This is a genomic window from Pedobacter sp. 22226 (genome assembly GCF_052045455.1).
GTDB lineage: Bacteria > Bacteroidota > Bacteroidia > Sphingobacteriales > Sphingobacteriaceae > Pedobacter > Pedobacter jeongneungensis.
Map to the genome: position 1 here is coordinate 50,907 of NZ_JBQEPB010000003.1, position 13,743 is coordinate 64,649.

Annotated in this window: 14 protein-coding genes; 4 read left to right on the forward strand and 10 right to left on the reverse strand. The window is 39.0% G+C overall.

Features of this window, described 5'->3' with window-relative positions; translation table 11 throughout:
• From ACTJKC_RS07150 to ACTJKC_RS07160, 3 genes are all read right to left on the reverse strand, one after another.
• Complete coding sequence (locus tag ACTJKC_RS07150) at nt 1-1,584, reverse strand: sensor histidine kinase (RefSeq protein ID WP_440790869.1); 1,584 nt, start codon at nt 1,582-1,584, stop codon at nt 1-3.
• Nucleotides 1,585-1,803: 219 nt separating this feature from the next.
• The gene (locus ACTJKC_RS07155; RefSeq protein WP_090504011.1) at nt 1,804-2,154 is read right to left on the reverse strand and encodes a translation initiation factor; all 351 of its coding nucleotides are present in this window, start codon (nt 2,152-2,154) and stop codon (nt 1,804-1,806) included.
• 219 nt (nt 2,155-2,373) lie between these two features.
• Nucleotides 2,374-3,255, reverse strand: a complete 882-nt coding sequence (locus tag ACTJKC_RS07160; protein ID WP_440790870.1) for a diacylglycerol/lipid kinase family protein — start codon at nt 3,253-3,255, stop codon at nt 2,374-2,376.
• 223 nt (nt 3,256-3,478) lie between these two features.
• Between ACTJKC_RS07160 and metK the strand changes: the two genes are divergently transcribed.
• On the forward strand, nt 3,479-4,729 hold the full coding sequence (metK, locus tag ACTJKC_RS07165) for a methionine adenosyltransferase (RefSeq protein ID WP_344852355.1): 1,251 nt from the start codon (nt 3,479-3,481) through the stop codon (nt 4,727-4,729).
• Between the two features lie 460 nt (nt 4,730-5,189).
• On the opposite strand, the gene ACTJKC_RS07170 is transcribed toward metK, so the two are convergent.
• The 5 genes from ACTJKC_RS07170 to ACTJKC_RS07190 form a co-directional block, all read right to left on the reverse strand.
• Nucleotides 5,190-7,301, reverse strand: a complete 2,112-nt coding sequence (locus tag ACTJKC_RS07170; RefSeq protein WP_440790871.1) for a peptidase domain-containing ABC transporter — start codon at nt 7,299-7,301, stop codon at nt 5,190-5,192.
• A 6-nt stretch (nt 7,302-7,307) separates the two neighbouring features.
• Entirely contained in the window at nt 7,308-8,465 is a 1,158-nt protein-coding gene (locus ACTJKC_RS07175; protein WP_440790872.1) for an HlyD family secretion protein, read from the reverse strand.
• 63 nt (nt 8,466-8,528) lie between these two features.
• A complete protein-coding gene (locus ACTJKC_RS07180; RefSeq protein WP_440790873.1) occupies nt 8,529-8,735 on the reverse strand; it encodes a bacteriocin in 207 nt (68 codons plus the stop codon).
• 304 nt (nt 8,736-9,039) lie between these two features.
• Nucleotides 9,040-9,573, reverse strand: coding sequence for a biopolymer transporter ExbD (locus ACTJKC_RS07185; RefSeq protein WP_440790874.1), 534 nt, complete (start codon nt 9,571-9,573; stop codon nt 9,040-9,042).
• A 220-nt stretch (nt 9,574-9,793) separates the two neighbouring features.
• Nucleotides 9,794-10,324 (reverse strand): superoxide dismutase family protein, encoded by a 531-nt coding sequence (locus ACTJKC_RS07190; RefSeq protein WP_440790875.1) that lies wholly within the window; start codon nt 10,322-10,324, stop codon nt 9,794-9,796.
• Nucleotides 10,325-10,442: 118 nt separating this feature from the next.
• Here ACTJKC_RS07190 and ACTJKC_RS07195 point away from each other — a divergent pair, with 118 nt between their 5' ends.
• Together ACTJKC_RS07195 and ACTJKC_RS07200 are read left to right on the forward strand one after the other, a co-directional pair.
• On the forward strand, nt 10,443-10,790 hold the full coding sequence (locus ACTJKC_RS07195) for a hypothetical protein (protein WP_025141885.1): 348 nt from the start codon (nt 10,443-10,445) through the stop codon (nt 10,788-10,790).
• 118 nt (nt 10,791-10,908) lie between these two features.
• Nucleotides 10,909-11,760 carry an EamA family transporter gene (locus tag ACTJKC_RS07200; RefSeq protein WP_440790876.1) on the forward strand — a complete coding sequence of 284 codons (852 nt, stop codon included), beginning with the start codon at nt 10,909-10,911 and terminating at the stop codon, nt 11,758-11,760.
• Here ACTJKC_RS07200 and ACTJKC_RS07205 read toward each other — a convergent pair whose 3' ends face one another.
• Entirely contained in the window at nt 11,761-12,045 is a 285-nt protein-coding gene (locus ACTJKC_RS07205; protein ID WP_440790877.1) for a putative quinol monooxygenase, read from the reverse strand. It abuts the gene before it with no gap.
• Entirely contained in the window at nt 12,017-12,646 is a 630-nt protein-coding gene (locus ACTJKC_RS07210; protein ID WP_440790878.1) for an NAD(P)H-dependent oxidoreductase, read from the reverse strand. The genes ACTJKC_RS07205 and ACTJKC_RS07210 overlap by 29 nt, the downstream gene beginning before the upstream one ends.
• A gap of 99 nt (nt 12,647-12,745) precedes the next feature.
• Between ACTJKC_RS07210 and ACTJKC_RS07215 the strand changes: the two genes are divergently transcribed.
• Nucleotides 12,746-13,648, forward strand: coding sequence for a LysR family transcriptional regulator (locus tag ACTJKC_RS07215; protein ID WP_440790879.1), 903 nt, complete (start codon nt 12,746-12,748; stop codon nt 13,646-13,648).
• Nucleotides 13,649-13,743: the final 95 nt, after the last annotated feature.

The following is a 13,743-nucleotide window of genomic DNA, read 5'->3' on the forward strand; positions in this document are numbered from 1 at the left end:
TTACAACCATTGATTAATTGTGATCTGAATTAAAGTTCCTTGCGCATCCGCTTTCATATCTAATAAAAACGGAGTTTCTTTATAAATCGAATTGAGTAAAGATATTCTGTTTTTCGTCAATGCCAGGCCTAAACCTGTATAATCTTTTGCAGTATCGAAACCATTGCCGTTATCTTTTACGCTTAATACCAGGTCTGTCTCCCCTTTTGTAAAACTGATTTCAATTTTTCCATCATTTCCTTTTTCGGCAATACCATGTTTTACCGCATTTTCTACAAAAGGCTGCAGAAGCATGGCCGGGATTTCGATATTCTCTACATCCAGATCAGGCGAAGCACTAATATGATACTGAAACCCGAAACGTAATTGCTCCATTTGCAGGTAATCGTCCAGTAGGGTCTTCTCTGATATTAAACTGATGAGTTCTTTATGATCTAATACATTTCTGGTTAGACGGGCAAACTTGGTGAGGTAACGGTTGGCATTATCGGTTTCGTTTTTGTTCATCAGGTTTTGAATTCCCGCCAGGGCGTTGAATAAAAAGTGCGGGTTTAACTGCGAGCGAACAGAATCTAACTGGAGTTTGGCGATTTCTTTATCTCTATATTGTAAAGCCAGTTTTTTAGCTTCTTTCTTTTTGATATAAGTTACAATAGCTCCAAAAATTGCTCCTGCTATGGCGCACAATATGAGTCCATAAATGATGAGCTGTTTTTCAGAAAAATATTTTCTTCTAACATTGTTTACATGAAAAGAATAACGGGTGGTACTTTTTTCAATGGATTTTGAATTAAAACCTTGAGAAAGTTTAGGAATAATCAGTACTTCATAATCTCCGGAATTATTAAAATATTCTGCACCAATTAATAAATAAGGTACTCTAGGCGTGATGTAACCATAAATCCAATCATTTGAACGAAATACAATTTTTCTTGTCAATTTATTTCTAAGGTAAACACTATAGATAAAATCCAAGTCCGTACTTTTAATTGCTATCATTAAATTTTTGGTGGTCTCGTCAACATCTATATTTGGAGAATTTCTCTTGTTCTGCATTTCCACTACTGCTCCTTTCTTAGTGCTAACATTTAATGTAACAAATGAAATAAATGCAGGCTTAATCACTTTATTATAGATAATTATAGTTGCTATTTCACTTCTATTGGTAATTTTATAAAGATTAATCGTCAGTTTTTTGTTTTCTACATTAAATTTTCCCAAATCTATCCGAGCCCGGTTTTTATCCAGACTTTTAATGTCCGATTGATTTGGTGTCGCATCTGAAATAATCTGTTTATTATCGTTTTCAACAATATTATATCGATAAAACGATAAGCTATCTTTATTTATAAATCCGAAAAGATTAATTTCCTTTGATCCTTCTAAATAAACAAGGTTGTTTAAAGGCTGATTAGCTATAGAGTTAAAATAATCAACAGTTTGTGTAAACTCATCAATAGTAACAAGTATGTTAAACCCAAAGTTGCCAAGGCTTCCGGGATAAAAATTTTTATAGCCAGTTTTCTGTGCATTTACTACGAAAGCGAGAACCAGAAAAAAAAGGGAAAGGATTATCTTTTTCATGCGTTTAATTTTTCATAAACATCTCGCAAAAAATCTGCTTAAGAAACATTAAAACAGGATATGATCTGGTTAATCTAGTAAAAGAAACGATTGAAGCAGTATTTGTATCTGGATGGGTGGAATTTAAAGAAAGATGACTAAAATGATAACTTTCGAATCAGATTTCTCCATTCCGTTACACTTCAGTCGAAATGACGGGGCGCAGGAACTACTTTTCAGTTATCCCCCGGCCTTTTTTACTTTATAGCCATCTTTTTGCAGAATGCCCATTACTTTATCGCGCACATCACCCTGGATCATGATTTCGCCATCTTTAACCGAGCCGCCTACACCGCATTTAGTCTTTAGCATTTTGCCCAATACCTCTAAATCTTCTGACCGGCCCCTGAAACCTGTAATTAGCGTTACGGCTTTACCGCCACGGTTCTTTTTATCGAGCATTACCCTCAAATCCTGCTGGTTGTTCGGCGAGGTAACGGTATCATCAACTTCTTCTTCGTATTCGAATTCGGGATTGGTAGAATACATAATTCCGCCAAGATCGCTTAAACTGTTTTTCTTTGGTTTCATGCTAGTAATGTAATATGGAAGATGTAAGATGGTTTATTGGTTAACTGGTTAATTGTGCAAATCGGTTAATTGACGCTCAACGCTAAATTGGTTAATGGTTGATAGTTCATAGTTTAATAGCCGATCATATCCGCCAACCACTTTACGCTTAGCGCTCAACGCTAAATTGTCGATGATTGATAGTTTGATGGTCAATAGCTAGATTATTTCCAAACTCAATTAAGGAACGATCACTTTTAACGATAATGGGTTCACCACCGCTGTGATCTCCGTTCCCATTTGTAAAGGTTCGCCATCAACATGCACTGCCCCCACTTTTTCCCTTATAATTTTTATGTTTTTTCCTTTAATAATTTCAATCATATCAGAGCTTTCTGCCTTGCCCCTTAACATTACATAACCCAAAACAGGCAATTTTATTATCGGGAAGGGCTTGATAATGCAAACATCCAGCAAGCCATCTTTTACCGAGGCATTTGGCGAGATATAAACGTCGTTTCCATACTGAGATGAATTGGCAATACTAATGGCAAAAGCTTTTTTGGTGTATTCAACCCCGTCGATATTCAATTGATAGGTTTGCGGCTTATAATTAAAAACCTCCTGAAAACCCAGTTTAACATAACCTGATAATCCGCGTTTTTTATCTTTCGAAAAAACGGAACTTAAATGGGCATCAAATCCCATCCCCGCCAGGTTAAAAAAACATTTGTTGTTAAACTCGGCGGTATCAATCTCATCAATTTTAAAATTATTGATAATTGATAGGGCATACCTTAAATTTTTAGAAATATTTAAGAACCTCGCTAAGCCGTTTCCCGATCCGAGCGGTAAAATACCTAAAACTTTATTGTGTTTAAGTACCTTGCTTGCCACTTCGTTAATGGTACCATCGCCGCCAGCAGCAATAATTACATCGAAATTTTTGGTAGCAGCTTCGTCGGCCAGTTCGCCGGCATGGCCCACATATTCGCTAAAAACGAAGTTGGGACTAAACTTTTCCTTATCCAGGTATTTGTCGATAAAATCGGGAATACGCAGTTTCCCTCTCCCACCAGAAATAGGATTTATGATAAAGAGGATATTGATCTTTGTGTGCAAAGTGTAAGATTGAGTGCACAAAATAATCTATAATTTTTGAAATAAAGAAAATATGCTAATTTTGCGACAGTAAAAAGTGGATTGATTTGCTATCCCGACACCTCGGGACCGGATTGCAACCACTTAAAAAAATTGCTAATGCCTCCTTTCAATCATTTTACCACCTGTTTCCAAGGGGTTTGGCAATTATAAATTTGTTTATTTATCATTAATTATTTAATAAATGTCATATTTATTTACATCAGAATCTGTTTCTGAGGGTCACCCAGATAAAATCGCCGATCAAATTTCGGATGCGTTAATTGATAACTTTTTGGCTTTCGATCCAGAATCAAAGGTAGCTTGCGAAACTTTGGTTACCACTGGTCAGGTTATTTTGGCGGGTGAGGTAAAATCTAAAACATATTTAGATGTACAACAAATTGCACGCGATGTAATCAAGAAAATTGGTTACACCAAAAGCGAATACATGTTCGAGGCCAATTCTTGCGGTATTTTATCGGCCATACACGAGCAATCGCAGGATATAAACCAGGGTGTAGATAGAAGCAGCAAAGAAGAACAAGGTGCGGGCGATCAGGGTATGATGTTTGGCTATGCCACCAACGAAACCGAAGATTATATGCCTTTGGCATTAAATCTTTCTCATAAATTATTACAGGAACTTGCTGTTTTACGCCGCGAAAATAACGAAATCACTTATTTACGCCCTGATGCAAAAAGCCAGGTTACTTTAGAATACGATGATAACAACAAACCGGTTCGCATCGATGCCATTGTAATTTCTACACAGCACGATGATTTTGATGAAGAAGCTGCAATGTTAGCCAAAATTAAAACTGACCTGGTAAATATTCTGATTCCAAGAATCATCAAAAACAATCCGGCTTACGCACATTTATTTAACGATAAAATTGAGTACCACATTAACCCAACCGGTAAATTTGTAATCGGCGGTCCGCATGGCGATACAGGTTTAACCGGTAGAAAAATTATCGTTGATACTTACGGTGGCAAAGGCGCTCACGGTGGTGGTGCTTTCTCGGGTAAAGATCCAAGTAAAGTTGACAGAAGTGCCGCTTATGCTACACGCCACATCGCTAAAAACCTGGTAGCTGCAGGTATTGCCGACGAAATTCTGGTTCAGGTATCTTATGCAATCGGTGTTGCAAAACCAATGGGTATTTACATCAACACTTACGGAACAGGCAAAGTGGGTAAAACCGACGGCGAGATTGCTAAAATTGTTGAGTCGATTTTCGATATGCGTCCTTACTTTATTGAGCAACGTTTAAAATTAAGAAACCCGATTTATAGCGAAACTGCTGCTTACGGACACATGGGCCGTACGCCGGAAACGGTTACCAAAACTTTCAGAACACCAAACGGTGAAGAAAAAACGGTTTCAGTTGATCTGTTTACCTGGGAGAAATTAGATTACGTAGATCAGGTTAAAGCTGCTTTCGGTATTTAATTTACATAAATTTATAGAAAAGGCGTTTTGCAATGTTGCAGAACGCCTTTTTTTTGGTTCAAAACCGATGATGTCGGCATGGAACTCTGCCAGACAGACTTCGTAAGTTAGTTAGTTGTTTTTGAAAAGCAGGGTTCTGTGTACATCGGTTCCGAAAGCCCCGCCATGCGCTTTACCTCACTGCGTTCGGTGCACGCTACTGACGGGTTTATTTAACTCAGGTCAGAGGTTCTTGGGAGGCAGAAATCTTCTTTAGTATCGTCATTTCGACCGCAGTGGAGAAATCTTTTAAATTAAATCCTACTGTAACTGCTTTACAAAAAATAATATAAATATTTTTCCCTACGCGAAACTTATGAAATCGGCATGGGGCCATGTTTAAAAACACGAAACGTTCCTACGGGACGAAAACGCTAACTTACAATTGGCTACCCGTGAAGCGTTCCTACGGAACGCCTTATTAGGCTAAATGGTATTTCAGCTCACGGTGGCTGCCCTCTTCTACCACTACTCCTTTATCTAATACAATAATTTTATCGGCATTGTTCAGCGTGCTCGATCGGTGCGTGATTACAATTACGGTTTTCTCATCGGCTTTTAAAAGTTCGATCATCCTTTGTACATGCTGCTCAGAAACTGAATCGAGCGATGAAGTGGCTTCGTCTAATATTAAAATTTCCGGATCACGGTATAAAGCCCTGGCAATGGCAATGCGCTGCCTTTGTCCCCCAGATAAAGAAGTGCCATTTTCGCCCAGATAAGTCTGAAAACCTTTTGGTAAGGCTTCGATAAAACCAATCAGCCCCAGTTTAGTAGCAATATCAATAATGCGTTGCATATCAGGTTCTTCTTCGCCAATGGCAATATTCTCGATTACATTACCGGCAAATAAATCGATTTGCTGGGGTACTACCGATATCATCTTACGGAGCGAGGAATTAGTGATGTATTTCAGGTCGTATTTACCAATGCGCACATTCCCGGATTGGATAGGATAAATGTTCTGGAGGATCGACATTAAAGTCGATTTTCCCGACCCGCTTTCGCCTACAATAGCCGTAAATTTTCCCTGCGGAATGCTTAGGTTCAGGTTTTCGAAAACAGGCAACCTTGCACCGTAGCGGAAGGAAACATTTTCGAAATGGATATCGCCAATTTTATCCGTACTCAATTCGATCTGATTTTCGTCACTTTCGCGCTCCAGGTCCATAATTTCGAACAAACGATCAGCAGCAATTACCGCATCCTGTACGGTTTTATTCATGCCAATCAGCGATGAAACCGGCCCTGTAAAATAACCAATCAAGGTATAAAACGACAATAACTCTCCTGGTGTAATCGAATTGCTCAACACATAACCTGCACCTACCCAAAGCAGAATAATGGTAATCATCCGCGAAATAAATTCGGTAGATGTTCCCGATACCACGGCATTAATATTCGATTTAAAACCAGCCTGAAGCAATTTGATAAAACGGGTTTCGGTTTTTTCGTTGGCATGATCTTCCAGGCCAAAACGTTTAATGGTTCCTACTGCATTTAAACTTTCTACCAGTTGCGATTCGAGCTCGGCAGCATCTTCCATCAACCTGCGTTGTGTGCGTTTGTTAAACCGATCGGTAATTACATAAATTACAAAATACAGGGGAATAACAGTAAGCGTAATGAGTGCGAGTTTCCAGTAATAGGTAAACATCATGATGAACGAAAAGAAAACGATAAAAACGTTCACTACAAAATTGACGCATACATCGTTTAAGAAAGTCCTGATTTTTACCGCATCGTTAATTCTTGAAATAATTTCGCCCACCCGCATGGTATCAAAAAACTGTTGTGGCAGGCGCAGCAAGTGTTTATAATAGCCTAAAATAAGCTGAGAATCGATTAACTGACCGGTTTTTAAGGTGAACACAGTTTTTGCTGAGCCAATAAACATTTGTACTAATAAGATCACCATCATGGCGAGGCTCATCAGGTTTAAAAGGTTATGGTTACCATCTACCAGCACAAAATCGACCAGTTTTTGTACGAAAACAGAAGTTGATAAACCCAATACGGTATAAACAACCGCACCAAATAAAACCTGTGTTAAAATACCTTTATGCGGTTTAATCAAACTCCAGAACCTTGCCTGGATCGATTTTTTTTCATTGCCGATCTGGAAATTCTCTGAGGGCAGCAACAATATTAAAGCACCAGTCCATTCCCTTTTAAATTCGTTATGCGTTTTACGGTGCACTTTCCCATCCATGGGATCCATCACCTCTATAAACTTGCTGTTTACCTTATAAATCACTACATAATGCTGCAGGAGATCGTTAACAATAATGTGGGCAATGGCTGGCGTGGGAATTTTAAATAAACTATCAAAAGGTGCTTTAACGCCTTTGGCCTCAAACCCTAATTTCTGGGCGGCTTCTACAAGGCCTAAAACGGTGGTGCCTTTTTTATCCGTTCCGGCTAGCTGCCTAATGCGGGCAACCGCCAGATCTAATTTATAATGGGAGGCAATTGAAGCCAGACAAGCCGCCCCACAATCTGTAATATCACGTTGCTTTACTTTTGTACTCATGGCCTGTTATATTTTTTGAATCAGGTTTGGGTTAACCCAATCATCCACTTTATCGTAAAGCAACTGATATAAGCTTCGGTCTGTTACCTTAAAACGGGCCGTAAAGTTCATTCCTTTTTTAAGGTAGCCTTTGTAACCGTTTTTTAATTTCAGGAAATTTTTATCCATTAAACATTTTACCTTAAAAGCGGGCTGGTTTCCATTTAAAATGACAATATCGTCCGAAATATCAATTACTTTACCCACCGCAAGGCCCCATTGGTTGTAGTTGTAGGCGTTAATCTGGAAATGTACTTCCTGCCCTTTTCTGATCAGGCCTATATCTGCCGGATTGATGTAGCAATAGGCTGCCAAACCTGCATCAGGCGAAACTTCCCCAACTTTTTGATTGGCAAATACGTAGGCACCTTGTTGTAAACCGATCAGGTTCTGTACCGACCCATCAATCGGTGCCCGTAAAACATATTGTTTTTTCTGTTCGTTCAGCTCGGCCTGTTGACCGGAAAGCTGACGCAATTCGTTTCTGAAGCCATTTGCTTCGGTTTGCCACTGGGTTTTATATTTGGTACGCACCATTAAATAAGCAGATTCGGCCTGCTCCAGTTCGTATTTGTATTTTTCGTACTCAGATTGCGTAAGCACTTTATTCTGATAAAGTTTATTGTAACGCGCAAAGGTGCTGGTGGCCTGCCTTTTGGCAATACCGGCATTTTTTAATTCCTGCACATATTGTTGCCATGAAGCCGCGTACTGACCGGTTTGTAAATTAGAACCGCCATTAAATGCCAGTAATGCATTAATATCTTTTAAAAATTGGGTAACCTGGTTTTTGCGGGTTTCTACCAAAGCGTCCTGCTGTTTGGGCAGGCCGGCATCAATGGCCAAAAGGGTATCACCCTGTTTTAATCTTTTATTATCCGCAAGCCGGTATGCTATCAGGCGGCCATTAACAGGCACAATAAGTTCTGTTTTTTCGATAGTAGATTGTAAAATGCCGGTACCATTAATACTTATGGGGATTTTAATAAAGGGAAGCGCCATCAAAACCGTTAATATTGCTACCACGGTAACAATGTAGATTAACTGGCTCGATTTACTGATTTGAGCGCGGTAAACAAGAGCGGTATTCGAAATTCTTTCTGTAGAGTAGCTGGTTAGCGCCATTAGGGTATGTATTTTAAGGTATCCACCATCCCGGCAACCGGAACAGCGGATACGATAAATTGCTTATAGACTCCAAACAAGTTTCAAAACATTGGTTACTGTTTTGTTCAAAAATGTTGAAGTATCTGCGCCAACTGAGTTTAAAGCTCCTGAAAGTGAAGCTAAAAGTTCGTTTAAAGTATTGTTAACAATACCGCCACCTTCTACTTGCGACATTTCAGTTGTGTTCATTTCTTTAACACCAAGATTTTTTAATTCTAAACTTTTCATACTAGATTTTTTTTGAGTTTAAGATCCTACTCTTTTGAAGGCTTTTCGGGATGCGCCTGATGCCTGGCCAAACACTTCAACGAATGTAATCATATTAGCTATACAGACGTAGTATTAAACATCCGGCAAAAACGCTACAACTACTTGATAACCTATATAAAAATGCCATAGCGCCTCAAAAACGCAATCTCTACTAAAAAACTAGTGTAATAGTTTTTATATTCAATTTATTCATTAGCAATAAAAGATTCTATATTCTTTTTATTCGCTTATTAATGAGTAAGATTGTCAGAATAAACAGTATCTAGAAGTTATTCTTCTCCATAAACGTGATCTCTTTTTCTGTAATATGATCATCGTCAATAGCATAGGATTTGATATTGGCAATTTTCATTTCATCAATTACATCAACAAAATTTTGAAACTTTGCTGTTTTGCCTGGTTTGATAATCACGATCATGTATTTAGCAGGATTATTTTGATGCGCCGCTGCAACCAGTAGTTCATTCGACTTAATTTCTTTCTGAAGATCTGCAACCAGAACCACTTTCATATTGGCCTTTTCAATCGTGCCCATGTACGAAACCGCTTTGTTATCTTTTCCCAGTACAATGGTCATGGTGCGCGATTCGGGATACTTTTCTATTACATCCGGCAGTGTCTTATCTGGCTTTGCAATATCTGCAGCATTTAATTGGCCCAAGGTTGTGGTGAGCATAAAAAATGTAGTTAATAAAAACATCAGGTCTACCATGGCGGTAAGATCTACTTTTGGGGTTGCTTTTTTGGTTCTTCCTTTTACGGCCTTGCCGCTTTGAGATTCGTTTAAAGTTGCCATAATGATTTAGATTTTTTTAATGATGATGACAACCTTGATCAAATTGCATAAAAAAAGCGGTTAAAAATTAACCGCTTTATAAAAGTTGTCATTGCAAGAAGAAATCCCGAATCTTAAAACTGTGGTTTATAGCTACCGCATTAAGATGGCTTCCCCAAAAAGCGGGGCATGCTGTCGGCTGAAAAAGCCTTCTTGCAATGACGATCAGATTAATACAAAATTATTTCACTGCCTCAATAACACCGCAGCCTACCCGTGGTCCGGAGTTGCCTGTTGGTTGTGTGGTATAATCATCGGTACCGCCATGTACAATAATTCCCCTGCCAATAATATTTTTAACATCGCCGTCTTTAATGCTCCATCGGTCGGTAGTAACCGAAAGCGTGGCGTGGCCTTTACTATCTAATTTAATATTACCAATATCGCCGCTATGGTATGCTGCCGATCCCCATTTCCCATGAGCCTCTTTAGTCGGGTTCCAGTGCCCATGCGTATTTTCGCCCATATTGCCGCAATCGCCATGTTCGTGAAAATGTACCGCTACATTGCTATCCGCACGGGCAGTAAAATTCATCTCGATATCCATTTTAATTTTTCCGTCGCTCAGTTCATAAAACTTTGCTGTGCCGATGGTTTTACTGTTATCGGCCGTTTCTATTAAAGTTGCCTGGGCAATCTCTTTTTCGGTTTTGGTACAGGCACTTACTAATGCCACAGCCGCAATGGCTAAGCTTAAAAGATATTTTTTCATTTTATTAAATTTAGTTTACTAACGAAACACATTGACAATCATTTAGTTTGATCTAAAATAGATGCTGGTAAAACCATTTCCAGTGCCACTTGTTTAATCAGTATAAAATCGTATAACTATGGAACAGCCAATTGCAATGAACACTTTGAGTCAAATTTTAGAGAAATTGAGGCTGAAAGGAAAAGATAATGAACTAAAAATGTCCGATCATGGTAAAATGCAGAGTAAATCGCTCGGCAAAATTTATAAACCTGAGGATTTAACCATTGTTAAAACCTATCGCTTTGAAGGCGATTCGGATCCTGCAGATAACTCTGTTTTGTATCTGTTAGAAGATCAGGATAAAAACATTGGGTATATACTAGACGCTTATGGTATCTATTCTGATAACGACGGACCATCGTTTGATGACTTTTTGAAAAAAATACCTACCGAAAACCGAGACGAGCAGGAATTATTCTGCTAACAAACGTCTGAGCTTTAACGAAGGGAGAATTGGTGTAATCTGATTCTCCCTTTTTTTATTTAAAAAAATTGGGAGATTATAATTCCGTAATTTTGCGCCTCGATTTACTGGCGCCCTGATGAAAAGCAAAATTAATATTCCACCAATTCCGGCTGTTTTACTGTCTATTATCAGTGTACAGTGTGGTGCGGCAATTGCAAAAGGGCTTTTTCCACAAATTGGTGCCGCTGCTACCGCATCCTTACGGATAGGTTTATCAGCCGTAATTTTACTCATCGCTTTCAGGCCCAACCTGTTTAAGTTAAATGCCAAACAATGGAAATATGTTATCCTTTATGGGGTATGTTTAGGCGTAATGAACATGGTATTTTACATGGCCATTGCAAGGATCCCGATTGGTTTAGGCGTAACTTTAGAATTTGTTGGCCCATTGGTTTTAGCCATTTTTGGTTCTAAAAAAGCTATTGATTTTATCTGGGTAATATTGGCCGCAACGGGTATTATACTCATCACCCCGTGGACAGGCACCGGATTGAACATAAGCGGTGTATCACTGGCACTTTTAGCCGGTGTGTTTTGGGCAGGCTATATTATTTTGGGCGGCAGAATTTCGAAAATAATGAAAGGTGGTGATGCCGTTGCCATCGGGATGCTATTTGCCACCATTGTAATTTTACCTTTCGGCATTTTAGGTGGCGGTTTAAGTAGCTTAAATCCAAAATTACTGGGTTTGGGAGCAGCGCTTGCGCTACTGTCAAGCGCTATCCCGTTTACCCTCGAAATGAAGGCCCTTAAGCAAATTCCTGCACGCACTTTTAGTATTTTAATGAGTCTCGAACCAGCCATGGCTTCGCTGGCAGCCTTGGTTTTCTTACAAGAATACCTTACACTTAAAGAATGTTTTGCTGTAGCTTTTGTGGTTATTGCTTCAGCGGGTTCTGCCTTAACTTCGCGACGTGCAAAACTGTAATCAGGCCAGTTTTTCAGTTTTATAAATTATAATGTCATCTGTAAGGGCACCTGCCTGTTCTACAAAAGCCAGAATATACGGCTGTTGATTATGCAAATCCAAACCCGACTGATCTTTCCATTCTTCCTGGAAGATAAAAGTTAAATCACCGGCAGCTTCGTGCAGATCGTATTGGATACAGGCTTCTTCCTTGCGCGAATTAGCAACCATATTCAATAAAACAGTTCTTAGCGGATTTACGGTATCCGGTTTACCCTTAACTATTGCTGTCAGATAAATGCTCATATACTTCGGTATTTAAAAAATTTCGGGTTAAATGTTCCTCGTGTTGTTGCAGTGCACTATTGATATCGGCATTTTTTTCTACATCATGAAAATGGATGCCATCAATCCGTTGCATTCCTGTAAAAGCGTTCATTCTATGGAAGCCGAACAGTACGCCATCATCTACACTGGTTTCCATAAAAAACTCTTCTGGCAAAGTAAATGCTTCTTTTGGTGCATTCCATGAGGAGGTTACCATGTATTTACGGCCATGTAACATGCCGCCCGTACCATAATTTCGGGTGGGGTTATCAGCCTTGCGGCCATCGCTTACATAAATTCCTTTTTTATGTCCCTCGGTAAAAACCACATCAATATATTTCTTAAACCCATGAGGCAACTGGAACCACCAGATTGGTGTATGGTAAATCACTACGTCGGCCCACACATATTTTTCTACTTCCCCTTTGGGATCGTAATCATGGTTGATATTGGTGGTTTTTACCTCGAAACCATCCTGTGATGAAAAAAAATCAGCTGTTGCATTGGCTATAGTTTCATTAAATCTTCCGCCGGAGTGTCCAAACTTTTGTCCTCCGTTGATGATGAATATTTTTGTCATTTCGTTTTTTCTATTTTGATAAGACAAAATTACCGCACTTAAAGCTATTATCAAAACAAGTTAATTCATAGCTTTGTATCAGAATTATAATAGCAAAATATGGTTAATTTAGAATGGTACAGAAGTTTTAAAGCGATTTATAAAACAGGAACTTTAACGGGCGCCGCCGAAAGCCTGTTTATTTCGCAGCCTGGGGTAAGTTTGCACTTAAGCTCTTTGGAAAGTTATGTAGGGTACAAACTATTTGAACGTACCGGCCGGAAAATGATCCCGACCGAAAAAGGAAAGGTGCTTTATAATTTTATCGTAGAGCCACTGGCCAAACTTGAAGATGCGGAAAAACACTTTCAGAAAAGTACCGAGAAACATACGCCAACCATTAGTGTGGGCATGTGCTTTGAAACTTTTCAGATTACCCTCGAACAGTATATCTCTACCCTGCCCTTTAATGTGATTATCCGCTTTGGCGAATATCCTGAAATGCTCGATCAACTGGATAAGGGAATTTTAGACCTGATTATTACGCCACAGAAAGGAAATTCGCCCAATATAGAACATGAAGCCTTTTCTTCTGAAACGATTGTTTTGGTAGGCGGAATAGAAACTGACGGACAGGCTTTTGCAGGGCTGGCAAAGAAAAATGATTTGTCGGCGATGGAAGAATGGTTAAAACAGCAGAAATGGTATGGCACGGCAGGCGATATGGAGCACCTTTTACGTTTTTGGCAGCTTAATTTCGGTAAACGGGCCGATTTCAGGCCAAATTATATTGTACCCAATCTCAACTCCATTGTCAGATGTCTTTCTGGTGGAAAAGGCCTGGCCATTATCCCGGATTTCCTGTGCAAAAAAGAAGTGGAAGAAGAAAAAATCAAGGTGATTTGGCAAGGTACTACTCCCCTAAAAAATATATTATATTTTGGTTGTAGGAAAAACACGCAATACGCATCAGAAATTCATGTAATTAAAAACCTTTTTAAGGAGGTTATGGTTAGTATATAGTTTATATCAAAAAAATATTGATACGCAGGTTTATGATTTAAATTTATTTTGAAACTTAGATAAATATTTATTTTAGATTAGCCCCTTAAAGTCCC